The 24,325-nt window shown below is 75.4% G+C and carries 21 protein-coding genes and 1 riboswitch; of the genes, 14 read left to right on the top strand and 7 right to left on the bottom strand.

What is annotated here, in order from left to right; genetic code table 11:
- Positions 1–23: 23 nt before the first annotated feature.
- Together K1J57_RS23435 and K1J57_RS23430 are read right to left on the bottom strand one after the other, a co-directional pair.
- Entirely contained in the window at positions 24–800 is a 777-nt protein-coding gene (locus K1J57_RS23435; protein WP_220560782.1) for a hypothetical protein, read from the bottom strand.
- Positions 772–2,013 carry a hypothetical protein gene (locus K1J57_RS23430; RefSeq protein WP_220560781.1) on the bottom strand — a complete coding sequence of 414 codons (1,242 nt, stop codon included), beginning with the start codon at positions 2,011–2,013 and terminating at the stop codon, positions 772–774. Before K1J57_RS23430 ends, K1J57_RS23435 begins: the two co-directional genes overlap by 29 nt.
- Before the next feature lie 430 nt (positions 2,014–2,443).
- On the opposite strand from K1J57_RS23430, the gene K1J57_RS23425 reads away from it, so the two are divergent.
- The 5 genes from K1J57_RS23425 to K1J57_RS23405 all read left to right on the top strand — a co-directional run bounded on the left by K1J57_RS23425 (position 2,444) and on the right by K1J57_RS23405 (position 7,807).
- Positions 2,444–3,055, top strand: coding sequence for a TetR/AcrR family transcriptional regulator (locus tag K1J57_RS23425; RefSeq protein ID WP_220560780.1), 612 nt, complete (start codon positions 2,444–2,446; stop codon positions 3,053–3,055).
- Positions 3,056–3,101: 46 nt separating this feature from the next.
- Positions 3,102–4,313, top strand: coding sequence for a cytochrome P450 (locus K1J57_RS23420; RefSeq protein ID WP_220560779.1), 1,212 nt, complete (start codon positions 3,102–3,104; stop codon positions 4,311–4,313).
- Complete coding sequence (locus K1J57_RS23415; RefSeq protein WP_220560778.1) at positions 4,310–4,507, top strand: ferredoxin; 198 nt, start codon at positions 4,310–4,312, stop codon at positions 4,505–4,507. The genes K1J57_RS23420 and K1J57_RS23415 overlap by 4 nt, the downstream gene beginning before the upstream one ends.
- A gap of 203 nt (positions 4,508–4,710) precedes the next feature.
- A complete protein-coding gene (locus K1J57_RS23410) occupies positions 4,711–6,249 on the top strand; it encodes an alkaline phosphatase (RefSeq protein WP_220560777.1) in 1,539 nt (512 codons plus the stop codon).
- Between the two features lie 169 nt (positions 6,250–6,418).
- Positions 6,419–7,807, top strand: coding sequence for an NAD(P)/FAD-dependent oxidoreductase (locus K1J57_RS23405; RefSeq protein ID WP_220560776.1), 1,389 nt, complete (start codon positions 6,419–6,421; stop codon positions 7,805–7,807).
- A gap of 179 nt (positions 7,808–7,986) precedes the next feature.
- On the opposite strand, the gene K1J57_RS23400 is transcribed toward K1J57_RS23405, so the two are convergent.
- Positions 7,987–8,907, bottom strand: a complete 921-nt coding sequence (locus K1J57_RS23400; protein ID WP_220560774.1) for an ADP-ribosylglycohydrolase family protein — start codon at positions 8,905–8,907, stop codon at positions 7,987–7,989.
- A gap of 544 nt (positions 8,908–9,451) precedes the next feature.
- On the opposite strand from K1J57_RS23400, the gene K1J57_RS23395 reads away from it, so the two are divergent.
- Positions 9,452–9,835, top strand: a complete 384-nt coding sequence (locus tag K1J57_RS23395; protein WP_220560773.1) for a hypothetical protein — start codon at positions 9,452–9,454, stop codon at positions 9,833–9,835.
- A 14-nt stretch (positions 9,836–9,849) separates the two neighbouring features.
- Here K1J57_RS23395 and K1J57_RS23390 read toward each other — a convergent pair whose 3' ends face one another.
- Positions 9,850–11,001, bottom strand: coding sequence for an epoxide hydrolase family protein (locus tag K1J57_RS23390; RefSeq protein ID WP_220560772.1), 1,152 nt, complete (start codon positions 10,999–11,001; stop codon positions 9,850–9,852).
- Positions 11,002–11,083: 82 nt separating this feature from the next.
- Here K1J57_RS23390 and K1J57_RS23385 point away from each other — a divergent pair, with 82 nt between their 5' ends.
- On the top strand, positions 11,084–12,046 hold the full coding sequence (locus K1J57_RS23385; protein ID WP_220560771.1) for a YafY family protein: 963 nt from the start codon (positions 11,084–11,086) through the stop codon (positions 12,044–12,046).
- An 84-nt stretch (positions 12,047–12,130) separates the two neighbouring features.
- Here the strand turns inward: K1J57_RS23385 and K1J57_RS23380 are convergent, their stop codons facing one another.
- From K1J57_RS23380 to K1J57_RS23370, 3 genes are all read right to left on the bottom strand, one after another.
- Positions 12,131–12,334 (bottom strand): hypothetical protein, encoded by a 204-nt coding sequence (locus tag K1J57_RS23380; RefSeq protein ID WP_220560770.1) that lies wholly within the window; start codon positions 12,332–12,334, stop codon positions 12,131–12,133.
- A 130-nt stretch (positions 12,335–12,464) separates the two neighbouring features.
- Entirely contained in the window at positions 12,465–12,947 is a 483-nt protein-coding gene (locus K1J57_RS23375; protein ID WP_220560769.1) for a hypothetical protein, read from the bottom strand.
- A gap of 180 nt (positions 12,948–13,127) precedes the next feature.
- Entirely contained in the window at positions 13,128–14,207 is a 1,080-nt protein-coding gene (locus K1J57_RS23370) for an RNA ligase (ATP) (RefSeq protein ID WP_220560768.1), read from the bottom strand.
- Positions 14,208–14,401: 194 nt separating this feature from the next.
- Positions 14,402–14,614, top strand: a riboswitch (cobalamin riboswitch).
- A gap of 68 nt (positions 14,615–14,682) precedes the next feature.
- Here K1J57_RS23370 and K1J57_RS23365 point away from each other — a divergent pair.
- From K1J57_RS23365 to K1J57_RS23335, 7 genes are all read left to right on the top strand, one after another.
- Positions 14,683–15,708, top strand: coding sequence for an ABC transporter substrate-binding protein (locus tag K1J57_RS23365; RefSeq protein ID WP_255646529.1), 1,026 nt, complete (start codon positions 14,683–14,685; stop codon positions 15,706–15,708).
- Positions 15,705–16,721 carry an iron ABC transporter permease gene (locus tag K1J57_RS23360; RefSeq protein WP_220560765.1) on the top strand — a complete coding sequence of 339 codons (1,017 nt, stop codon included), beginning with the start codon at positions 15,705–15,707 and terminating at the stop codon, positions 16,719–16,721. Before K1J57_RS23365 ends, K1J57_RS23360 begins: the two co-directional genes overlap by 4 nt.
- A 17-nt stretch (positions 16,722–16,738) precedes the next feature.
- Positions 16,739–17,683, top strand: coding sequence for an ABC transporter ATP-binding protein (locus K1J57_RS23355; protein WP_220565729.1), 945 nt, complete (start codon positions 16,739–16,741; stop codon positions 17,681–17,683).
- A complete protein-coding gene (gene cobN / locus K1J57_RS23350; RefSeq protein WP_220560764.1) occupies positions 17,680–21,270 on the top strand; it encodes a cobaltochelatase subunit CobN in 3,591 nt (1,196 codons plus the stop codon). Before K1J57_RS23355 ends, cobN begins: the two co-directional genes overlap by 4 nt.
- Positions 21,267–21,989 (top strand): precorrin-6A synthase (deacetylating), encoded by a 723-nt coding sequence (gene cobF / locus K1J57_RS23345; RefSeq protein ID WP_220560763.1) that lies wholly within the window; start codon positions 21,267–21,269, stop codon positions 21,987–21,989. The genes cobN and cobF overlap by 4 nt, the downstream gene beginning before the upstream one ends.
- 80 nt (positions 21,990–22,069) lie before the next feature.
- Positions 22,070–23,551 (top strand): cobyric acid synthase, encoded by a 1,482-nt coding sequence (locus tag K1J57_RS23340; RefSeq protein WP_338151214.1) that lies wholly within the window; start codon positions 22,070–22,072, stop codon positions 23,549–23,551.
- Positions 23,548–24,267, top strand: a complete 720-nt coding sequence (locus K1J57_RS23335) for a cobalt-precorrin-6A reductase (protein WP_220560761.1) — start codon at positions 23,548–23,550, stop codon at positions 24,265–24,267. The genes K1J57_RS23340 and K1J57_RS23335 overlap by 4 nt, the downstream gene beginning before the upstream one ends.
- Positions 24,268–24,325: the final 58 nt, after the last annotated feature.

The following is a 24,325-nucleotide window of genomic DNA, read 5'->3' as shown; positions in this document are numbered from 1 at the left end:
GGGACCGGCCGGTCGCCCCGGGGTCACACGGGCGGCATCAGGTCGCTCTCGCTGACGGTGTACGTCAGCGGGGGGTAGGTGAAGTCCGTTTCGTTGTTCTCGCGGCGCCGCATCCGGTAGAACTCGACCCTCTGCTCCTCGTCCGCCGGCGTGAGGCGGACCCCCTGCGGGAGGTACGCGTGCCCGTCGCGGAAGCGGACGCGGGTCTTCGACGTCCGGAAGGTCACCCCCAGCCACTCGGCGTCCCCGTCCCCGGACCCGCCCGACGTGTCCAGCACGATCCTGTGCTTGAGGCGCCGGTTCGTCGCGACGGAGAAGGCGACGATCCCGTTGTGGGCGAGGGGGACCTCGAACCTCTCGGCGCCGCCCCCCTTCGACTCGAAGACCAGTTTCCTCAGCGGTCCCGCCCCGGGGTCCCGGTAGCAGGAGAGAACGGCGATGAACGACCCCTCGGCCAGGTCGAGGGCCTGGTCGGAGTGGGCGCCCATGGTCCTGTAGGCGTTCGTGTAGCTCTCGACGAGGGCGTTGTCGAAGCCGACGGGGACCGCCGCGCGTTCGCGGACCCGGCGCGCCAGCCGTTCGTGCACCTCCCGGAAGCGCTGCGCCGGGAGGCCGTACCGGGTGGTGGTGCGCACCAGGGGCACACCGCCCGCCTCGTCGACCCTGGCGAGAACGGCGCCCCGCCGGCCCTTCCCCAGGTCCTCCCAGCGGACCGACGCGGACAGTTCGGTGAAGAGGTCCTCCCCCGCCGGAAGTGCGCAGGAGACGACCTCATCCGAGATCGTGGATTCGGGGGGCAAGGTAGTCTCCCGTGTTCATACTGAAGCGGAACCGGTCGCCGTAGTCGACGAAGGACGAGGTCCTGTTCTCCTCGGCGTACAGCCTGCGCAGCTCGTCCATGCCCTCCGGGGTGGGCGGCTCCAGCGCCACCGGGCCGCCGGGCGCCTTGAGGAACGTGCGGCCGTCCCTGTGGACGGCCTCGGTGTCCGAACAGCGCACCACGTACCCCAGGCGGGTCGGGAGCAGGGCGGCGTCCAGGGACGAGGGCCGGATCTCGTGCGTGTACAGGCGGTTGGTGGACAGCGGCATGAAGAACACGGAGCCGGGATACAGGGTCAGCGTGAACTGCGGCGGGAGCGCGTCCCCGCCGTGTTCCGCGGCCGCCTCCTTGAGGCGGAAGCGGAGCCGCGTCAGTCCGCTGGTGGTCTTCACCCCGCGGTCGAAGGCGTCCCCGGCCAGGGGCCGCAGCCCGTCGAGCCCGTCGTAGAAGGTGCAGAAGGCCATGATCCCGTTGACGGGCATGTCCTTGGTCTTGTCGGCGTGGGAGGAGATCCCGGCCTTGGACTGCTTGCGCCCGGCCGTGGCGGCGGTGTTGTGGTAGATCTGCGCGAGGACGTGGTTGAGCGGCGCGTGGCCCCGGAAGACGGCGGCGGCCTCGCGGTTCAGGGCCCCGACGACGTCCGTGTCGGTCGGCCCGAAGTCCTCGGTCGGCCCCGACAGGTTCGTGGAGCACCGGAGCAGGCGGAAGTGCAGTTCGTCGCCGCTCCCGGTGACGGGTGTCAGGTAGATCCCGCTGCGGTGGGCCGTCCCCGGCTTGGTGGACTCCGTCAGGGACTGGAACGCGTGCTCCGCGCGGATCCGCCCGAAGTGGTCGGCGCCGGGGTCGAAGAAGCGGCGGTAGTACACGCCGGCGCCGTGCACGCGGACGGGGACCCGGCCGGGGCCGACGGTGGTCCAGGGCCCGTCGGCGTCCCCGCGGCGACCGGGCTCCGGGTCCCGGACGGCGAACACCCGGTCCGCCTCCCGCAGCCGGTCGGCGCCGGCGGCGGACACGTCGCCGTAGAGGTAGACGGTCTTGCGCGCGGGGTCGAACGCCCCGGAGGCGAGGTCCTCCGGCGTGACCACGGTCCCGAAGAAGTTCCCGGCCGGGTCGTCGTCCCGCGACGCGGCGGGGACGACCAGGACGTTGTCCGCGTCCTCGAGGCGGGCCTCCCCCGGCCCTGTCATGCGCATCAAACGGACCTGCCATTCGCTGATGTCGAGGGATCACTCGGAGCCGTGGACGTGAGAGCGGCCCGCGTCCTCATCCCTTCCGCGGAGGAACGCGGAGGGGAGGGGGCGGACCACGGGGGCCCGATGCTCTCACGGGGCCGAACAGAGGACAACGGATTATGCCATACCGGGGCACGGAGCCGATCGGCGTGGTTCCGGGGCTCCGACGCCGCGGATAGCGGATAGGCGAACGCGCGCGTCCACACGGGTCGCGCGGTGGCGTCCCTCCCGCGCAGGACGTGTCGCTCCGGCCCCGGGCGTCCGGGCCGTGCCGAGGACAGGACCACGGCGAGGTGCACGGGCGCGGACGACAGGGGCGCTCCCGGCCGCCGCCCGGGGTCGTCTTCCGGGGGCTTGAAACATTACACACCTGTATTGTAATTTTTCAGGTATGACACAGCAGTCCCCGGCCCGCCCCGGCCGGCCCCGGAGTTCACAGGTCGACGAGGACATCCTGGAGGCCGCGGCGGACCTGATGATCGAGGTCGGCCTCGACGGGGTCGGCATCGACCGGGTCGCCAAGCGCGCGGGGGTCTCCCGCCCGACCGTCTACCGGCGGTACAGCGACAGGACGGAGCTGCTCATCGCGGCGATCCACTGGGCCTTCCGGTACCAGCCGGAGGAGCTGCCCGAACCGAGCGGCGTCGAGGAGATGCTCCGGTGGTGGGCCCACGCGCTCGAGGCTCCCGAGAACGCCCGCATCCGCAAGCTGATGCTGCGCCTGATGCCGGCGGCCCGGGACCACCCCGAGTTCGCCGCGGCGTTCCGCAGGCTCAGCACCGAGCCCCGCAACGCGCTCATCCGCAGGGTCCTCGAACGCGAACGGGAACGCGGCCGCCTCCCCCGGGACACCGACCTGGAGATCATCCGGCAGATCCTCGCCGGAGCCGTCACGGTGCACCTGACCACGCACCCCGAGGGCACCACCGTGCGCCAGGCCGAGGAGTTCCTCCTCGCCGTGCTGGCGCACACGCGCTTCCGCCCCAACGGCCACGAGACCTGACGGCGGCGCCCCGCCGGCCACGAGCCCTTTCCGAAGGAGACCCGAGATGACCGCGACCGTACCCGGCGGGGCAGCCCCGCTGCCCACCGCCCGGCCCACGCCCTTCGACCCGCCCGCCGACCTGTCCCGGCTGCGCGCCGAGGAACCGGTCAGCCGCCTGTCCTACCCCGGCGGGCACACCGGCTGGCTGGTGACCGGCCACGCCCTGGTCCGGCAGGTCCTGGCCGACCCCCGGTTCAGCGCCCGCAACGAGCTCAGGCACAACCCCTCGCCCGGGGCGCCCCCCACTCCGCCCCCTCCGGCCCCGCGGGGGCTCTTCATCGGCCACGACGCGCCCGAGCACACCCGCTACCGGCGCCTGCTCACCGGGCGGTTCACCGTCCGCCGGATGCGCCGGCTCACCGAGCGCGTCGAGCAGATCACCGCCGAACACCTCGACTCCATGGAACGGCTCACCCCTCCGGTGGACCTGGGGGAGGTGTACGCCTCCCCGATCCCCGCACTGGTGATCGCCGAGCTCCTGGGGGTGCCCGACCACGCCGTGGGCCCGTTCCACCGAACGGTCGCGGCGGCCTCGCACGTGGACTCGACCCCCGAGGAGAAGTTCGCCGCCTACACCAGGACGCAGGACATCCTGCGGGAGCTGGTGGCCGACAAGCGCGCCGCGCCCACCGACGACCTCCTCGGCGACCTGGCCGCCGACAGCGACCTGGAGGACGACGAGCTCACCAACATCGCGTTCCTCCTGCTCGGCGCCGGGTTGGACACCACGGCCAACATGCTGGGCCTGGGCGTCCTCCTGCTGCTGGGCCACCCCGAGCAGCTCGCCGCCCTGCGCGAGGGGCCGGAGCGGAGCGCCCGCGTCGTCGAGGAGCTGCTGCGCTACCTGAGCATCGTCCCCTTCACCACGCGCACCGCCCTGGAGGACCTGGAACTGGGCGGGCGGCGGGTCCGCGCGGGCGAGACGGTCACCGTCTCCATCGCGGCGGCCAACCGCGACCCCGACGTCTTCGCCGCACCCGACTCCCTGGACCCGGACCGCCCGGCCGGCGGACACCTCGCCTTCGGCCACGGCATCCACCAGTGCCTGGGCCAGCAGCTCGCCCGCGTGGAGATGCAGGTCGCCTACCCGGCGCTGTTCGCCCGTTTCCCGGACCTGCGTCCGGCCGTGCCGGAGGAGGAGGTGCCCACCCGGGAGGACATGGCCATCTACGGCGTCCACCGGCTTCCCGTCACCTGGGGGAGGGGGAGGGCATGAGGGTCCGGGCGGACCGGGAGGTCTGCGTCGGAGCGGGGATGTGCGCGCTGACCGCGCCGGAGGTGTTCGACCAGGACGACGGGGACGGGCGGGTCGTGCTGCTTGCGCCGGTGCCGCCGCCCGGGCTGCGCGGCCGGGCGGCCGAGGCCGCCGGGCTCTGCCCCTCGGGCGCGATCACCGTCTCCGACACCTGAGGGGCGGCCGCGGCCGGGCCGGAAGGGGCCGCCGTGCCGCACGCCCGGGGACCGCGGCCTCTCGCCGCCCGGGGATCACGGCCCGCCGTCCGGGGCGGTCGCCCGGGGCCGTATTCGTCCGCGTGTCGGCTCTCGTTCAGGCGGGGGACGGAAGTTCCGGATAGAAACCGTGGGTGACCACTCCCCCACAACGAGGAGCCTCCATGGTACGCACCCACCTCTCGCGCCGGTCCGCCCTCCGCCTGGGCGCCGCGGGCACCGCGAGCGCGCTCCTGGCCGGAGGCGGGGCCGCGCCCGCTTTCGCCCAGGGCCGGAACCGCCCGGTGCTGACGCACGGCATCCAGCTCGGCGACCCCCGCGCCGACGGGGCCGTGGTCTGGACGCGGTCCGACCGCCCCGCGCGGATGGTGGTCGAGGTCGCCACCCGGCCCGACTTCCGCGACGCGCGCACGGTCCGCGGGCCGCGGCTCACCCCGGCCGCCGACGGCACGGGGCGGGTCCGCATCACCGGCCTCCCCCCGGGCCGGGAGGTGTACCTGCGGGTGCACGCCGAGAACGGGCGGTACTCCAGCGAGGTCCTCGAAGGCGGCTTCCGCACCGCCGGGGGCGGCGGAGGCGACACGATCCGCTTCGTGTTCTCCGGAGACGTCGCGGGCCAGGGCTGGGGCATCAACCCCGACATCGGCGGCATGCCGATCTTCGCCTCCATGGCCGACCGCGACCCGGACTTCTTCCTCCACCTGGGCGACGCGGTCTACGCCGACGGCCCGCTCCAGGAGAGCGTCGTGCTGCCCGACGGGCGCACGTGGCGCAACGTGGTCACCGAGGAGAAGGCGGCGGTCGCGCAGACGCTGGCCCAGTTCCGCGGCCAGTACGCCTACAACCTGCTCGACGGGGCGCTGCGCGACTTCGCCGCCCGGGTCCCGCAGATCGTGCAGTGGGACGACCACGAGGTCGTCAACAACTGGTACCCGGGCGAGATCCTGGACGACCCCCGCTACACCGAGACCGACGTCGACCTCCTGGCCCGGCGGGCCCACCGGGCCTTCCACGAGTGGATGCCCATCGTCCCGGCCGAGGCGGTGGACGGCAGGATCCACCGCAAGCTGTCCTACGGCCCCGACCTGGACGTCTTCGTCATCGACATGCGGCCCTACCGGGACCCCAACTCGGCGGGGACGGCCGCCTTCGAGCGCGTCCTCGGCGCCGCCCAGGCGCGCTGGCTGGTCGAGGAGGTCTCGGCGTCCACCGCGACCTGGAAGGTGATCGCCTCCGACATGCCGATCGGCGTGATCGTGCGCGACGGCGAGGGCATCGAGGCGGTGGCCAACGGCCTGCCCGGCGAACCGCGCGGGCGCGAGGCCGAACTCGACGGGGTGCTGCACGGCCTGCACCGCCGGGGCGCGCGGAACGTGGTGTGGGTGACGGCCGACGTCCACTACACCGCCGCGCACCACTACTCCCCCGACCGCGCGAGCAGCCGCGAGTTCACCCCGTTCTGGGAGTTCGTGTCCGGGCCGCTGCACGCCGGCGCGTTCGGGCCCAACGCGCTCGACCCCACCTTCGGGCCCGAGGTGGTGTTCCAGCACGCCCCGCCCGTGGCGAACACCTCGCCGCTCGACGGCTACCAGCACTTCGGCGAGATCGAGATCGACCGCGGGAGCAAGGAGCTCACCGTCTTCCTGCGGGACGCCAACGGGGACTCCCTCTGGACGCGGACCCTCACCCCCGAGGGCCGCTGACGCCGACCGGCCCCGGCCCCGGCCCTGGTCCAGGGCCGGGCCGGGGTGGGGCGGGGCCGGGACCGCCGCCGGCACGGAAGTCGGCCGAGCACCTCCCGGGTGGCGGCCCGGTGGTGAGAGGGTGGAGCGACCGGCGCACAGGACGACGGCGGACACGGACGGGGCGGGCATGGACGAGACCGAATTCGACGCGGTGGTGGTAGGGGCCGGACCCGGCGGCGAGGTCGCCGCCGGAAGACTCGCCGACGCCGGGCTGAGCGTCGCGATCGTGGAGGCCGACAAGGTCGGCGGGGAGTGCTCGTACTACGCCTGCATGCCGTCGAAGGCCCTGCTGCGCCCGGGCGAGCTGCTGATCGAGGCGCGCCGGGTGCCCGGGGCCGCGGCCGCGGTGACCGGGCCGGTGGACGTCGGCGCCGTGCTGCGCCGCCGCGACGAGATCATCGGCGGGCGCGGCGAGGACGGCGGACTGCGCGACGACGGCCAACTGCCGTGGCTGGAGGAGCACGGGATCACGCTGTTCCGCGGCCGGGGACGGCTGATCGGCGACCGGCGGGTGGCGGTCGGCGACACGGTGCTGCGGGCCCGGCGCGCGGTGATCCTGGCCGGGGGCACCCGGGCGGCGCTGCCGCCGATCGACGGGCTCGCCGACGCCCGGCCCTGGACCAACCGGGAGGCCACGACCGCCCGGGAGGTCCCGGGGTCGCTGGTCGTGATCGGCGGCGGGGTCGTGGGCACCGAGATGAGCCAGGCGTACCGGTCGCTGGGCGCCGCGGTGACCCTGGTGGCCGGGAACCGGGGGCTGCTGCCCCGCGAGGAGGCGTTCGTCGGTGAGCAGGTCGGCGCGTCCCTGGTGGAGCAGGGCGTGGACCTGCGCACGGGGCGGCGGGCGGTGTCCGTGCGCCGCGAGGGCGAGCGGGTGACCGTGGTCCTGGACGACGGCGCGGAGCTGCACGCCGACGAGGTGCTGGTGGCCGCCGGCCGGGTGCCCCAGAGCGCCGGGCTGGGGCTGGCGGAGGTCGGCGTCGAGACCGAGGGGTTCGTCAAGGTCGACGAACGGATGCGGGTGCCCGGCCTGGAGTGGCTCTACGTGATCGGCGACCTCAACGGGCGCGCCCTGTTCACGCACATGGCCAAGTACCAGGCGGCGGTCGCGGCCTCCGACGTCCTGGGCTCCGACATCGTGGTGGAGCACCTGGCGGACGGCCCCGGCGCGCCGCGGGTGGTCTTCACCGAGCCGCAGGTGGCCTCGGTGGGGCACACGGCGGCCAGCGCGCGGGAGGCGGGGCTGCGGGTGCGCGTGGTCGACGTGCCGACGGACGGGAACGCGGGCGGGGCGTTCACCGGCGCCACCCGGGGCACGGCCCGGTTCCTCGTCGACGAGGACGCGGAGGTGCTGGTGGGCGCCACCATCACGGGGACGGGCGTGGCCGACATGCTTCAGGCGGCGACGATCGCGATCGTCGGGGAGGTGCCGGTGCGCAGGCTGCGGCACGCGGTCCCGGCGTTCCCCACGCGCAGCGAGGTCTGGCTGCACCTGTTCGACGCCCTGGGCGTCTGACCTCCGCAGGCGCCCGGGCCCGGCCCCGGGCGCCTGCGAACCCCCGGGCCGGGCGCCGGTGGGCTGCCGATCTCCTTTCGGCCGATCGGTGAGAGGGAGCCGCACGGGCTCGCCCTGCTGGAAAGCGACCTGACCACGGAGCGGGAGTACCGCGTCCGCTGGAACTGAGCGCAGGCCCGTCAGGCGCCGGCGTCCTCGAGGGCGGCGGCCCAGGCCGGCAGGGGCTCGCGGCTCGCCCACCACGGCTCCGGCGCACCGGCCGCACCGGTGCGGGCCGCCACGACGCCCCCGGCGATCGCGCAGGTGGTGTCCCGGTCGCCCAGGCCCGCCACCGTCGTCCAGAGCGCCTCGGCCAGGTCGTCCGGATGGCCCGCGGCCGCCCAGAGCGCGAACGGCACGGTGTCCTGGGCCGACATGAGGGTGCCGTTGCCCAGCATCGCGGCCGCGTGCTCGGGCGCGGTACCCGGTGCCAGCCGGGCCGCCCGCTCCAGGCCCGAGCGCACCCGGGAGGGTTCGAGCCGTCCGGCGACCGCGCGGAGGAACCCCGCGCGGTCGGGCGCGGGGTCTTCGCGGTGGCGCGCCGCCAGGGCGGCGGCCAGGGCCACCGCGACCGCGCCGGCGACGGCCTCGGGGTGGGTGTGGGTCACCGTGGCGGACAGGGCCGCCTCCTCGGCGACGCGGTCGAGGTCGTCGGCGAAGTAGGCGCCCAGCGGGGCCACCCGCATGGCGGCGCCGTTGCCGTGGGAGCCCTCGCCGCCGAACTGCCCGGCGGCGGCCGGGCGCCACGGCTCCCCGTCGCCGATCCGGCGAAGCAGCCGGTTCATCGACGGACCGTAGCCGCGGCCCGGGTCGTACCGGGCGGCGAAGTCCGCGGCGAGGGCGTCCTGGTCGATCCGCCCGTACTCGATGAGCACGGCGAGCACGGAGAGCGCCATGGCGGTGTCGTCGGTCCAGGGCCAGACGGGCTCGGCCGGCCACCGCCGCCGGCCGACCGCCTGCTCCGCCTCGTCCGGCGGGAGGAAGTACCGGTCGCCGAAGGCGTCCCCGAGCGCGAGCCCGCCCAGGCTCCGCACGGCCCGCCCGATCCGCTGCTCCGGCATCCGCCGCCTCCGTCCGCCGTGTCGCCGCCCCCATCATGCCCGGTACCGCCGCGGCCGCGCCGCCCGGGCCGGGCGCCGGCCGCGGTGTTCGTCGCCGGCCACGCGGAACGGGACGTGCCCGCGCGCGCCGTGCTCGTGGAGGACCCGGCGGCGGTCGCGGGCCCGGGCGGGGCGGACGGGGAGTACGCCGAGACGGCGGTGGTGCGGTCGGCCGACAACGCGCGGGCGTTCGCCGAGCACGCTCTCCCCGGGCTGCGCTCCGCAGGAGTGCGCGGCCCCCCGACCGGAGGCCCGCCGCCCCCGCGCGGCGCGTCGGCGCGGGCAGGTCCCCGCCCACCGGCACGGCGCCGGGCGACTTCCGCCGAGTGCACGGCCCCCGGCGGTCCGGGGTGCCGCGGGCCGCGGAGGCGGTGTGCGCACGCCGCGGGCGCCCCCTTGGAACACCGGGGCCGCGGCGGCTACGCTACAGCCGCGCCCCGTCCGGGGCCGGTCGTCCCCGCGCGGCGCGCGGACGACGGCGTGCAGGGAACGGAAGGGGAACACGGTGAGCGAAGCCGTCCTGTCGGTGGGACTGCACCCGAGCACGGTCGACTTCGACCGGTACCCGGGTGTCACCGAGGAGATGCTGCGGGCCAGGATCGCCGAGGGCGACAGGGCCGTGCGCGACGCCGGGTTCGACGTCGTCACCTGCCAGGTCACCACCGACCCCGACGAGGCCGAGGCCGCGCTCCGCGCGTGCCTGGACGGCCGGCCCGTCCGCGTCGTGATGATCGGCGCGGGGCTGCGCATGGCCCCGGAGCACACGCTGCTGTTCGAGCGGGTGGTCAACCTGATCACCTCCCTCGTCCCGGGCGTGGTGTTCTGCTTCAACACCTCGCCGGACACCACGCTCGACGCGCTGCGCCGGTGGGTGCGGCCCGACCGCTGACCCGCGGCCGGGGTTCAGGGGGTGCGGAGCGCGGCGAAGAAGGCGCGGATGTCGGCGGCGAGGACGTCGGGCACCTCCAGGGCGGCGAAGTGGCCGCCCCTGTCGAACCGGTTCCAGTGCACGATGGCGGAGTTGTCGCGCTCGGCGAGGACCCGGATGGTCTGGAAGTCGTCGGCGAAGACCGCGACGCCCGTGGGCGCCCTGTTCACCCGCGGCTCGTCCTGGGCCCGCGCGTTCTCGAAGTAGGAGCGGCCCATCCCGGAGGCGGCGTTGGCGAACCAGTTCACGCTCACCTCCAGGAGGATCTTCTCCAGCGGCACCAGCGAGGTGCCGTTGCCGAAGGAGTTGAACAGCTCGCTGTAGGCGAGCAGGCCCACCGGCGAGTCGCTGAGGCCGACCGCGACGGTCTGCGGTCGCGAGGCGTTCATCGTGTTGTAGCCGCCCACCGACTGGAACCACCGCATGTGCTCCAGGCCGGCGTGGTCCCGCGGCTCCATGCGCTCGAACTCGGCGGGGTCGCCCGAGGGGAACGAGAAGAGCTGCAGCACGTGCAGGCCGAGGAACCCGTCGGGCTCCAGCAGTCCGAGCTCCCGGGCGACCATCGCGCCGTTGTCGGAGCCGTGCACGCCGTAGCCCTCGTAGCCGAGCCGGCGCATCAGGGTGTCGTAGGCGGCGGCGACGCGGGCGGTGGTCCACCCCCCGGAGGCGAGCGGCTGGGAGAAGCCGTAGCCGGGCGCGTCCGGGATGACCAGGTGGAAGGCGTCCTCGGCGCGGCCGCCGTGGGCGACCGGGTCGGTGAGGGCGTCGATGAGGTCGAGGTAGTCGACCGAGGAGCCGGGGTAGGTGTGCGCGAGCAGCAGGGGCGTGGCGCCGGCGTGCGGCGAGCGGACGTGGACGAAGTGGATGTCCTGGCCGTCGATACCGGTGGTGAAGTGCGGGACGGCGTTGACGCGCGCCTCGGCGGCGCGCCAGTCGAAGTCCCGCCAGGCGTCGACGGCCTCGCGCAGGTAGGCGTTGGGGGTTCCAGCCTCCCAGTCGTCGGTCGGGGAGGGCTGGGGCAGCCGGGTGCGGGCGAGCCGCTCGTGCAGGTCGGCGAGTTCGGCGTCGGTGACCGCGACGGTGAAGGGGCGGATGTCGGTGGCGGCGGAAGCGCTGGTGTTCTCCATGTCTCCGACGCTACGGTCCTATCAGGAACGTTCCGTTCCTCATTGAGCACACGGCCTGCGAAAGAATCCCCGGGGGTGCCGGATGTCCGACACGGCGGCCAGGCTCCTGGCCCTGTTGTCCCTGTTGCAGTCGCGGCCCGACCTGTCCGGCCCCGAACTCGCCGAGCGGCTGGGGGTCAGCGGCCGCACCGTCCGCAAGGACGTCGACCGGCTGCGCGGTCTCGGCTACCCGGTGGAGGCGTCCCGCGGCCCGGCGGGCGGGTACCGGCTCGGACCGGGTGGCCGGATGCCCCCGCTGCTGCTCGACGACGAGGAGGCGGTCGCCGTGGCCGTCGGCCTCCGTGCGGCGGCGGGCGTCTCGGGGGTCGCCGAGTCGGGCGGCCGGGCGCTCGCCAAACTCGAACAGGTGCTGCCGTCGCGGCTGCGCCCGACGGTCGACGCGCTGCACGGGGCGATCGAGCACGCCCCGGAGAACACCGCCACCGACGCGCCCGACCCGGAGGTCGACCCGGGGGTGCTGCGGGCGGTGGCGCGCGCCGTCCGCGACGGCGAGTGGCTGCGGTTCGACTACGGGGGCGACCCCCGGCTGGTGGAGCCGTACCGGCTGCTGGCCTGGCAGCGCCGCTGGCACCTGGTCGCCCGCGACCCGCGCGACGGGGTGTGGTCGACCTACCGGGTCGACCGGATGGAGCCGCGGACGCCGACCGGGCGGCGCTTCGACCCGGTGCCGCCTCCCGGCGGCGACCACACGGCGTTCGCGATGCGGACGATCGCTTCGCAGGGGTGGAAGGTGCACGCGCGGCTGCGGGTCCACGCGCCGGCGGAGCGGGTGCTGGAGCGCATCAACCCGGCGGTGGGGGTGGTCGAACCGGTGGACGGGGGGACCTCGGTGCTGGTCACCGGCGCCGACAGCCTGGACACGGTCGCCGTGTACGCGGGCATGCTCGGCATGGACTTCACCGTGGAGTCCCCCGCCGAGCTGGTGCCGCTGCTGCGCGCGCTGTCCGAGCGCTACGCCCGGGCGGTCGCGGGCTCCTCGGGGTGAGGGTGTCCCCGAAGTGAGAGCGGGGGCCGGCCGCGCCCGGTCCGGGCCCGTCCCGGTGCGGCGCACCGGGACGGACACCGCGGGTCAGTCGTCGGACGTGATGCACTGGCTGAGCAGGTTGAGGTCCAGGTTGATGAGGCCGAGAGCGTTCTGCTCGTCGATGCACTCGTCGTAGGACTTCTGCCCGCCGGCGGCCGTGGCCGGAGCGGCGTTGGCCACCCCCGCACCCGCGCCGAGCAGGCCGGCGGCGAACAGACCCGTGAGGGCCAACTTGAGAGCGGTACGCATGAAATCCCCCCGTTGCTCTGATCAGATGATCATTCGGGCACAACGCCCACCAGGGGGAATAACCCTTTGATCATGGATTGAAACGCTCCGCGTTCACATCGGTCACTCCAGTAGGCCGCCGCGCGGGGTCTCAACCGCTGTCCCGACGGCGGTCCGCGGGGGCCGGGTCGAAACGCAATCCGTTCTCGTCGAGGGCGTTCAGGACGGTCAGGTCTCCCCCGTCGAACCGGAAGCGGACGTTGACGCACCCCTTGCGTTCGAGGAGGTCGACCCCCCGCAGCTCCCGGCCGCGCAGCCCGTTCGGAGCGGGGTGGGCGTCGGGGCGCCAGCACAGCGTGAACCCCGGCCACCGGACCGGGGCCGCGGGGTCGACGGTGTTCCAGGTGATGGAGAGGTCGTCCAACCGGGCGTGGTTGATCTCCACCTGTTCGCCCTCGAAGTCGAGGAGCACGGGGCAGTCGGCGAACCACTCGTCGCCTTCGACGTCCCAGACCAGCCAGGTGCGGGTCAGCCGCCGGCCGGCGAGCGCCCGCAGCCGGTCGCCGTAGGCGCCGACCGCGGCGGCGCCGATGATCCACCGGGGGCGGTAGCCCCCGATCCCGAAGTCGAACACGCGGGAACCTCCTCAAGGATCACGGGCCCTCGGACCGGCGGGGCGCGGACGTCTCCTCCGAACCCCGGAGCCCCGCCGGGCGCCCCGCCGCCCCCATGGCACAGGAGAACACCCGGCGAACAGGCCCCGGGCCGCGGCGGGCGCGTGCCGCCGGGGCGGGGCGCCCCGGCGGCACGGCGGTCACTCGTACTCGGTGCCGCCCTTGCGCGTGAGGTAGGCGTCGGAGACGAACTTGGCGATCGCGCGGCCCGCCAGGACCGGCGAGTAGCGCTCGCGGGAGGGCCGGACCACCACGCCCTCGCGCAGGTGGGCGGCGCGGCCGCTCCAGGTCTCGTCGCCCTGGGCCGCCTCGAACAGCGCGGCCTCGTCGTAGGGGCCGTTGTAGAGCTCGGGCACCGCGGGCAGGCCGACCTCGGCGAGCAGGCCCGGCAGGTCGGCGGCGTCGACCCAGGACACGGTGCCGTCGACGTCCAGGCGCACGTCGAAGACCGCGTACCCCGGCCGCTCGCTGCGCCCGTGCTCGCCGTAGCCCAGGTCCTGCACGCCGGCGCCGAACACCTCGCCGAACACGCCCACCCGGGCCGCGCCGAACTTCTCGGCGATCCGGCGGGCCGCCTCGGGCACCCCGTGGGTCCGCACCGAGCGCCAGTACAGGTTGTCCTCGGCGAAGGCCAGCGCGAAGTTGCGCGACCCGTGCCCCTTGGAGGAGACGAACTCCTCGCCCGTCTCCGCGACCAGCGTGAACAGGCAGGCGGTGCCGTGGATCTTCTCCGTGGCCACCACCGGCTCGCCGGGGGTGAAGACGTCCGGGTAGCGCTTGGCGTTCTCCACCTCGATCCAGCGCAGCAGGTCCGGGGCGGCGACGACCTCCCCGCTCATGTGCACCGGGATCTCGGGCACCCACTTGGTGACGCCGAGCTCCGCGGCGAAGTCCGCGCCCTCCTCGTGGGCCGCCGCCAGGTCCCGGTCGGCCAGCGCCCGCGGGCTGCAGACGACGCCCTGGGAGATCTCGCCGCGCAGCCGGATCGCCTTGACCCGGTTGCGCCGGGAGCCCGCGAGCTTGCCGGTCAGGCCGAGCTCGTCGATGAGGCCGTCGGGCAGCAGGGCGTTCTCGGGGATGTAGACGGCCCAGTCACCGGTGCGGTAGGCGCCCTTGGCCACGACCGCGCGGAACAGGCCGACCTGGGCCAGTTCGAGCGCGTCGGCGTTGGGGTGGGGGTGGACGGTGAGCCTCTCCGCGGTGACCCGGAGGGTGGACATGGGGGTTCCTTTCCTGGTGAGGGGGCGCAGGGTCGTGCCGGGGCAGGGCAGGGGCCCGGGGGCGCGGGCGGCGGCGCCGGATCCCCGGCGTCCCGGCGCCGGGCTCCCGGGGGTCCCGCCACTATGGCCGAGGCGCCGTCCGGGCGACAACGCCTTTTCCCGCCGGGACCGGCCGCGTACGCCCGGGGCGGCGTTGGTATCCTGCCCGGGCCAGTCGTACCACTCCGGTGGTCAGGGAATCCGGTGCGAATCCGGAACTGACGCGCAGCGGTGAGGGGGACGGGCGGGGTACTACGCCACTGGGGCGGGACCGTGCGGGCCGGGAACGGCGGTGCGGACCGGCCTGGGAAGGCACTCCGTCCGGGTGAGCCCGAGTCCGAAGACCTGCTGGCCCCGCGCGCCGACACCGCGCGGGCGACCCATGCCAGGCTCCGCGTCCGAGCCCCGACATGCAAGGCATCCCATGCACCGCCGTATGCCCCTCGCGGGCCCCCTGCTGCTCGTCCCCGTCCTACTGCTCACCGCCTGCTCCCCCGGCCCGGGGGACGGGCGGGCCGCGGCCGGCTCCGCCCCGGCCGGCGGGGCGTCCCTCGACAACTGCGGGCACGAGGTGCCCGTCGGCGCTCCCCCCGAGCGGGTGGTCTCCCTCAACCAGGGCACCACCGAGATCCTGTACTCCCTGGGGCTCCAGGACCGCGTGGTCGGCACCGCGACCTGGACCGACCCAATCATGGAGGGCCTGGAGGAGGCCGACGAGGGCGTCCCGCGCCTGGCGGAGAACAACCCCTCGTTCGAGCGCGTCCTGGAGGCCGAGCCCGACTTCGTCACGGCGTCCTTCGAGTCCACCCTGGGCACCGGCGGCGTCGCCACCCGGGAGCAGTTCGAGGAGCTGGGCGTGGGCACCTACGTCTCCCCCTCGGACTGCGCCGCGGGCAAGGACAACGACAGCGGCGGCGACGGGTCGCGCAGCGAACCGCTGACCCTGGACGTCGTCTACGGGGAGATCGGCGACCTGGCCCGGGTCTTCGGGGTCCCCGAGCGCGGCGAGGAGCTCGTCGCCGGCCTGGAGGGCCGGGTGGAGGCCGCCACCGCGGACCTGGACGCCTCCGGGGTGTCCCTCATGTACTGGTTCGCGAACTCCGAGTCCCCCTACCTGGCCGGGTGCTGCGGGGCCCCGGGCGCCATCACCCGGGCGGTCGGCGCAGAGAACGCCTTCGACGACACCCACGACGAGTGGCCCCAGATCAACTGGGAGACCGTCGCCGACCGCGACCCGGACGTCATCGTGCTGGGCGACCTGACCCGCGAGTCGCAGACCGCCGAGACCGCCGCCGCCAAGATCGACTTCCTGGAGGGGCACCCCGCCACGCGGAACCTCACCGCGGTGCGCGAGGAGCGCTACATCCTGCTGAGCGGCCAGGCCATGAACCCGTCGATCCGCACCGTCGAGGGTGTGGAGCAGGTCGCCGCCGGACTGCGGGAACTCGGGCTCGCGCAGTGAGGGGCGCGCGCCTCGCGCTGCTCGTCCCGCTGGGCCTGTCGGCGGTGGCCGTGTCGGTCGCCGCGGCGGTGACCGTCGGCCCGGCCGACATCACCGTGGCCGAGGTCGGGCGCTCCGTGCTCGCCCGGCTCGGCCACGGACAGAGCCCCCTGTCGGTGCTGCGCGACGGCATCGTGTGGAACCTGCGCATGCCCCGCGCCCTGCTGGCCGCGGTGTGCGGGGCCGGGCTGGCGCTGTGCGGGGCGGTCATGCAGTCGCTGCTGCGTAACCCCCTGGCGGACCCCTTCGTGCTGGGGGTGTCCTCCGGCGCCTCCACCGGGGCCGTGCTCGTGATCGTCCTGGGCTGGGGAGCCGGAGCGGTGTCGCTGTCGGCGGGGGCCTTCGCCGGGGCGGTGCTGTCCTTCGGGACGGTGGTGCTGCTGTCCCACACCCTCGGCGGCGGCATGGACCGCGTCGTCCTGTCCGGGGTCGCGGCGATGCAGCTCTTCTCGGCCCTGACCTCGTTCGTGGTGCTGACCTCGGCGGACGCCGAGACCACGCGCGGGGTGCTGTTCTGGCTGCTGGGCTCGCTCTCCGGCGCGGGGTGGTCCGACGTGGCCCTGTGCTCGCTGGTGCTGGCCGCCGTGCTGGCGGTCTGCCTGGCCAACACCGGCACCCTGGACGCCTTCGCCTTCGGGGAGGAGGCCGCCGCGCATCTGGGCGTGCGGGTGGCCCGGGCCCGCCTGGTACTGCTGACCGTCACCGCGCTGCTCACGGCCGCGCTGGTCAGCGCCGCCGGGGCGATCGGGTTCGTGGGGCTGGTCCTCCCGCACGTCACCCGGCTGCTCACCGGGGCCGGCCACGCCCGGCTGCTGCCGGTGGCCGCGCTGACCGGCGCCGTCTTCCTGGTGTGGGTGGACACGGCGGCGCGCACGCTGCTGGACCCGCAGGAGATCCCGGTGGGCGTGGTGACCTCGCTCATCGGCGTGCCGGCGTTCGTCGCCGTGCTGTACCGGACGAGGAGGGCGCTGTGACCGATCGCGGGACCACCCTGGCGGGAGCGCCCCCAAAGGCCGCGCCCCCGGAACGGGAGCGCGGGCTGCGGGCCGAGCGGGTGAGCCGCCCGGCGGGAGGGCGCCTGGTCGTGGACGGGGTCAGCCTGGCCCCGCGCCCCGGCGAGACGGTCGGGCTGCTGGGGCCGAACGGCTCGGGCAAGTCCACCCTGCTGCGGCTGCTGTCCGGTGTCCTGGCGCCCTCCTCCGGGGTCGTCGTCCTGGACGGCCGCCCGCTCGCCCGGACGCCCCGCAGGGCGGCGGCGCGGCGGGTGGCGGTCGTGGAGCAGCACGCGGAGGCGCGGACCGAGCTGACGGTCCGCGACGTGGTGGCGCTGGGGCGCATCCCCCACCGGCGCGCCTGGACGCCCGCGTCGGCCGCCGACGCCGCGGCGGTGGCGGCCGCGCTGGAGGCCACCGGGCTCGCCGGCCTGGCCGACCGGTCCTGGCAGACGCTGTCGGGCGGCGAGCGCCAGCGCGCCCAGATCGCCCGCGCCCTGGCCCAGGAGCCCGGGGAGCTGCTGCTGGACGAGCCGACCAACCACCTCGACATCCAGTACCAGCTGGACCTGATGGAGCTGGTCGTCGGCCTTCCGGTGACCACCGTGATCGCCATGCACGACCTGAACCTGGCCGCGATGTACTGCGACCGGCTGCTCGTGCTGCGCGGCGGCCGGGCGGTCGCCGGGGGGACGCCCGGCGAGGTGCTCACCCCCGCCCTCATCGGGGAGGTGTACGGGGTGCGCGCCGAGGTCGACGAGGGGCCCGGCCACCCGGTGGTCCGGTTCCTGCGCCGGACCCCGGCCCCTCCCCGGTCTCCGGACGGCCCCCTGCCCCCGGGCGGCCCCCGGGACGCCGCCCCGCCCGAACGCCCTCCTTCCGCGAACACCGACGGTCCCGACGAACCACAGCCCACGACCCCCTGGGGAGGTATCCGGCCATGACGGTACGGATCGCACTGCTGTCCACCTCTGACACCGACCTGCTCTCCGCGCGGGGGAGCGGCGCCGCCTACACGTGGGCGAACCCGTCCCGCGCCTCCGACGACGAGCTCGCCGCGGCCGTGGAGGGCGCCGGCCTGGTCGTGGTGCGGCTGCTGGGCTCGCCGCACGACCTGTGGCCGGGGCTGGCCGCCGTCCGGGAGCGGGGCGTCCCGCTGGTCGTGCTCGGCGGCGAGCAGCAGCCCAGCGCGGAGCTGATGGAGCACTCCACCGTGCCGATCGGGGTGGCCACCGACGCGCACCGCTACCTCGCCCAGGGCGGGCCCGCCAACCTGGCCCGGCTGCACGCCTTCCTGTCGGACACCGTCCTGCTGACCGGCGAGGGGTTCGAGCCTCCCCTGGAGATCCCGGTGTGGGGCTTCGCCGAGCGCGACCTCCCCGCCAGCCCCGACCTGCCCCGGATCGGCATCCTGTACTACCGGGCCCACGAGGCGGGCGGCAACACGGCGTTCGCGCACGACCTGGCCGACGCGGTGGACGCCACCGGCCGGGCGGTGGGCGTGCCGGTGTTCGCCGGGTCGCTGCGCTCGGCGCCCGACGACCTGTACGAGGCGCTGGGCGCGTTCGACGCGCTGGTGGTGACCGTCCTGGCCGCGGGCGGCAGCACCCCCGCCACGGCGGGCGCCGGCGGGGACGACGAGGCCTGGGACGTGGAGCGCATGGCCGCCCTGGACGTCCCGGTCCTCCAGGGGCTGTGCCTGACGAGCCCGCGCGCCGCCTGGGAGGCGTCCGACGACGGCGTCACACCGCTGGACTCGGCGAGCCAGATCGCCATCCCCGAGTTCGACGGCCGCATCATCACCGTGCCGTTCTCCTTCAAGGAGATCGACCGGGACGGCCTGCCCCGCTACGTCGCCGACCCCGAGCGCTGCGCCCGCCTGGCCGGGATCGCGGTGGCGCACGCGCGGCTGCGGCACGTGCCGCCCGCCGAGAAGCGGATCGCGGTGGTGCTGTCGGCCTACCCCACCAAGCACGCGCGGATCGGCAACGCGGTCGGCCTGGACACGCCCCGGTCCCTGGTCCGCCTGCTGCGGCGGCTGCGCGAGGAGGGCTACGACCTCGGCGGGCCCGGGGACCTGCCCAGCCTGGACCTGCCCGACGAGGTGCGGGCGGGCGACGCGCTCGTCCACGCCCTGATCGCCGCGGGCGGCCAGGACGAGGAGTGGCTGACCTCCGGCCAGCTCACCGACGCCCACGTGCGCATCACCGCCCGCGAGTACGCCGAGTGGACCCGGGACCTGCCCGCCGAGCTGCGGGAGGCGGTGGCCGGGGCCTGGGGGCCCGCCCCGGGGAACCTCTACGTCAACGACGACGGCGAGATCGTGCTCGCCGCCCTGCGCGCGGGCAACGTCGTCGTCCTGGTGCAGCCGCCGCGCGGGTTCGGAGAGAACCCCATCGCGATCTACCACGACCCGGAACTGCCGCCCAGCCACCACTACCTGGCCGCCTACCGGTGGCTGGAGCACGGGTTCGGCGCCCACGCGGTCGTCCACCTGGGCAAGCACGGCTCGCTGGAGTGGCTGCCGGGCAAGAACGCCGCCCTGTCCGCGGCCTGCGCCACCGACGCGGCCCTGGGCGACCTGCCGCTGGTCTACCCGTTCCTGGTCAACGACCCGGGCGAGGGGGCCCAGGCCAAGCGGCGCGCCCACGCCACGGTCGTGGACCACCTGATCCCGCCGATGGCGCGCGCGGAGACCTACGGCGACATCGCCCGCCTGGAGCAGCTGCTGGACGAGCACGCCAACATCGCCGCCATGGACCCGGCGAAGCTGCCCGCGGTCCGCGGCGAGATCTGGGCGCTGATGCGGGCCGCGGAGATGCACCGCGACCTGGGCCTGGCCGATCGCCCCGGCGACGAGGAGTTCGACGACTTCCTGCTGCACGTCGACGGCTGGCTGTGCGAGATCAAGGACACCCGGATCCGCGACGGCCTCCACGTGCTGGGCGCCGCCCCCGAGGGCGCGACACGGGTGGACCTGGTCCTGTCCGTGCTGCGCGCGGCCCAGGTGTGGGGCGGGGTGGGCGGGGCCGTGCCGGGGCTGCGCGCGGCGCTGGGCCTGAAGGAGGGCGCGCCGACCGCCGAGGTCGACGCGGTGGAGGCGGCCGCCCGCGCCCTGGTGGAGCGCATGGAGGCCGCGGGCTGGGACCCGGCCGCGGTGCCGGGCCTGCACGACGACGACCGGGTGCGCGCCGTGCTGGAGTTCGCCGCCGCGCAGGTCGTCCCGCGCCTGGCCCGCACCACCGACGAGATGGACCACGTCCTGCACGCCCTGGCGGGCGGGTTCGTCCCGGCGGGGCCGTCCGGGTCGCCCCTGCGGGGCCTGGTCAACGTCCTGCCGACCGGGCGCAACTTCTACACCGTGGACCCCCGCGCGGTGCCGTCGCGGCTCGCCTGGCAGACCGGCCAGGCCATGGCCGAGTCGCTGCTGCGCCGCCACCTGGAGGAGACGGGGACCTACCCGGAGTCGGTGGGCCTGTCGGTGTGGGGCACCTCGGCGATGCGCACGTCCGGCGACGACGTGGCCGAGGTTCTGGCCCTGCTGGGGGTGCGGCCCGAGTGGGACGAGGCGTCACGCCGGGTCGCGCGGCTGGACGTGGTGCCCGCGGAGGAGCTGGGGCGGCCGCGGATCGACGTCACGGTGCGCATCTCCGGCTTCTTCCGGGACGCCTTCCCGCACGTGGTCGCCATGATGGACGACGCCGTGGCGCTGGTGGCCGGGCTCGACGAGCCGGCCGAGCTCAACTTCGTGCGCGCGCACGCCCTGGCCGACCTGGAGTCGCACGGGGACCTGCGGCGGGCCACCACCCGGATCTTCGGCTCCGCGCCCGGGTCCTACGGGGCGGGCATCCTCCAGGTGGTGGAGTCGGGCAACTGGCGCGACGACCGCGACCTGGCCGAGGTGTACACCGCCTGGGGCGGTTTCGCCTACGGCCGCGGGCTCGACGGGGTCCCGGCCGCCGACGACATGCGCGCCAACTACCGGCGGATCAAGGTGGCGGCCAAGAACGTCGACAGCGCCGAGCACGACATCGCCGACTCCGACGACTACTTCCAGTACCACGGCGGCATGATCGCCACCGTGCGCGCGCTCACCGGCTCCGACCCCCGGGCGTACGTGGGCGACTCCACCTCGCCCGACGCGGTGCGCACCCGCACGCTGTCGGAGGAGACGGCCCGCGTGTTCCGGGCCCGGGTGGTGAACCCCCGCTGGATCGCCGCGATGCGGGGGCACGGCTACAAGGGCGCGTTCGAGCTGGCCGCCACGGTCGACTACCTCTTCGGGTTCGACGCCACGGCCGGGGTCGTCCACGACTGGATGTACGAGCGGCTCGCGGCGGAGTACGTGCTCGACGGGACCACGCAGGAGTTCCTGCGCGCGTCCAACCCGTGGGCGCTGCACGGCATCGTGGAGCGGTTGCACGAGGCGGCGCGGCGCGGCCTGTGGGCGGAGCCGGACCCCGCGACCCTCCAGGCGCTGACCGAGGTGTACCTGGAGGTCGAGGGCGACCTGGAGGAGCGGGCCGAGTGAGGGTGCGGATCCTGGGGATCGGTACGGGTCCCCGCCAGCTCACCGGGGAGGCGGCCGACGCCCTGCGGGGGTGCGACTACGCGGTCGCCGCCCGCAAGGGCGACGACGACGGGCTGCTGGCGCTGCGGCGGGCGGTCTGCGCGGCGTACGGCGTCCCGCTGGTGGAGGTGCCCGACCCCGTGCGGGACCGCGGCTCCGGGGACTACAAGGGGGCCGTGGCCGCCTGGCACGAGGCCCGGGTGCGCGCCTACGAGCGGGTGCTGGGCGAGCGCGGCGGGACGGCGGCGTTCCTGGTCTGGGGGGACCCCTCCCTGTACGACTCGACGCTGCGGATCGTGGAGGCCGTGGCCGCGCGGGGCGCCGTGCCGGTGGAGTACGACGTGCTGCCGGGGATCAGCGCCCCGCAGCTGCTCGCCGCGCGGCACCGGATCGTGCTGCACGGGGTGGGCGACCCGGTCCACGTCACCCCGGCCCGCCGCCTGGGGGAGGCGGTGGCCGCGGGCCACCGCGACATCGTCGTCATGCTGTCCGGGCGGCACGGGTTCGACGGCCTGGCGGACTGGTCCGTGTGGTGGGGTGCCAACCTGGGCACCGAGACCGAGGAACTGGTCGCGGGACGGGTCGGCGACGTGCTGCCCGAGATCGAGGAGGCCCGGCTGCGGGCCCGGGGGAAGGCGGGATGGGTCATGGACACCGCGCTGCTGCGGAGGCCGCGATGAGCACCGGGCCGAAGGCCACCGCTGAGGGCGGAAGTCCGGGACGGCGCGAAGCGCCCGCGTCGGACGGTGGCGGGCGACGGGTGGGAGGGGTGCTCGTCGCCGGGACCACCTCCGACGCGGGCAAGAGCGTGGTCACCACCGGCCTGTGCCGGGCCTTCGCGCGCCGCGGCGTGCGGGTCGCCCCGTACAAGGCGCAGAACATGTCCAACAACTCCATGGTCTGCCGGGGCCCGGACGGGCGGGCGGCGGAGATCGGCCGGGCGCAGTGGGTGCAGGCGCTGGCCGCGCGCGCCGAACCGGAGCCCGCCATGAACCCGGTGCTGCTCAAACCCGGCGGCGACCGGCGCAGCCACGTGGTGCTGATGGGCCATCCGGCGGGCGAGGTGTCCTCCGCGGACTGGGAGGCGGGCCGCCGCCACCTGGCCGAGGCGGCGCACGCCGCCTTCGACGACCTCGCGTCCAGGTACGACGTCGTCGTCGCCGAGGGCGCGGGCAGCCCCGCCGAGACCAACCTCCGGGCGGGCGACTACGTCAACATGGGGCTGGCCCGGCACGCGGACCTGCCCGCGGTGGTCGTGGGCGACATCGACCGGGGCGGGGTGTTCGCCGCCCTGTACGGCACGGTGGCGCTGCTGGAGCGGGCGGACCGCGACCTGGTCGCGGGTTTCGTCGTCAACAAGTTCCGGGGCGACCCCGCGCTCCTCGAACCGGGACTGGCGGACCTGGAGCGGCGCACGGGACGGCGCGTCTACGGCGTCCTGCCGTGGGATCCCGGGCTGTGGCTGGACTCCGAGGACGCCCTGGACCTGGAGGGCCGGCGCGCGGACGGGGACCGGGTGCGGCGGGTGGCGGTGGTGCGCCTGCCCCGCATCAGCAACTTCACCGACGTGGACGCGCTCGGCCTGGAGCCGGACCTGGACGTGGTGTTCGCGTCGGGTCCGCGCGACCTCTCCGACGCCGACCTGGTGGTGCTGCCCGGCACCCGCGCCACCCTGGCCGACCTGGCGTGGCTGCGCTCGCGGGGGCTGGACCGGGCCGTGGTCGAGCACGCCCGCCGGGGGCGGCCGGTGCTGGGGATCTGCGGCGGGTTCCAGATGCTGGGCACCACGGTGGCCGACCCCGACGGGGTGGAGGCGCCCGGAGGGGCGCGGGCGCCGGGGCTGGGCCTGCTGGACGTGCGCACCGACTTCACCGCGGACAAGACCCTGGGGCTGCCGTCCGGGGAGGCGTTCGGTGTGCCCGTGAGCGGCTACGAGATCCACCACGGCACGGTGACGCGCGGGCCCGGGGCCGAGGCGTTCCCGGGCGGGGCGCGCGCGGGGGCGGTGTTCGGCACCCTGTGGCACGGCGCCCTGGAGGGCGACGCGTTCCGGGAGGCGTTCCTGGCCGAGGCGCTCGGGCACGGGGCGTCCGGCGTCCGGTTCGCCACGGCCCGGGAGCGGCGCCTGGACCTGCTGGCCGACCTGGTGGAGGCACACCTGGACGTCGACGCCCTGCTGGAGCTGGCGCTCGAGGGCGCCCCGCCGGGACTGCCCGAACCGCACCCCGGGGGTGTGCGGTGAGGCTGCTCCTGCTGGGCGGCACCTCCGAGGCCCGCGAACTGGCCGCGCTCCTGGTGGCGGCCGGGGTGGACGTCACCTCGTCGCTGGCCGGGCGGGTGGCGCGGCCGCGCCTGCCGGAGGGCCGGGTCCGCATCGGGGGTTTCGGCGGGGTGGCCGGGCTGCGGGCGGCGCTCGCGGACTACGACGCGGTCGTGGACGCCACCCACCCCTTCGCCCTGGGCATGTCGGCGAACGCGGCCGCGGCCTGCACGGACCTGCCGCTGCTGCGGCTGGAGAGGCCCGGGTGGGAGCCGGAGCCGGGCTGGCACCACGCCGCCGACCACGGGGAGGCGGCCCGGACGGCCGCGCGGCTGGGCTCCCGGCCGTTCCTGACCGTGGGGCGCCAGGAGCTGGCGCGGTTCGTCCCGGCCCTGGGCGGGCTCCCGGTCCTGGCCCGGGTGGTGGACGCGCCGGAGCAGGCGCCGCCCGCCCCCTGGCGGCTGGTGACCGGGAGGGGGCCGTACACGCTGGACGGCGAGCGCGGCCTCATGGCCGGACACGGGTCGGACGTGCTGGTCACCAAGAACTCGGGCGGGACCTACACCCGGCCCAAGCTGGAGGCCGCGCGCCTGCTGGGCGTCCCGGTCGTGGTGGTGCGGCGCCCGCCGGGGCCCGCGGGAGTGCCCGTGGTGCACGACGTGGCGTCGGCGTTCGCCTGGGTGCGCGACCTGGGCTGAGCGGGGCCCGGCCGATTCCGCGCGCACCGGCCGACGCGGGCCGCCGGACACCGTTCCG

It is taken from the genome of Nocardiopsis sp. MT53, from assembly GCF_019598965.1.
Lineage (GTDB): Bacteria > Actinomycetota > Actinomycetes > Streptosporangiales > Streptosporangiaceae > Nocardiopsis > Nocardiopsis changdeensis.
The sequence above is the reverse complement of the archived record's forward strand: the minus strand, read 5'-3'. Positions and strand labels throughout refer to the sequence as shown.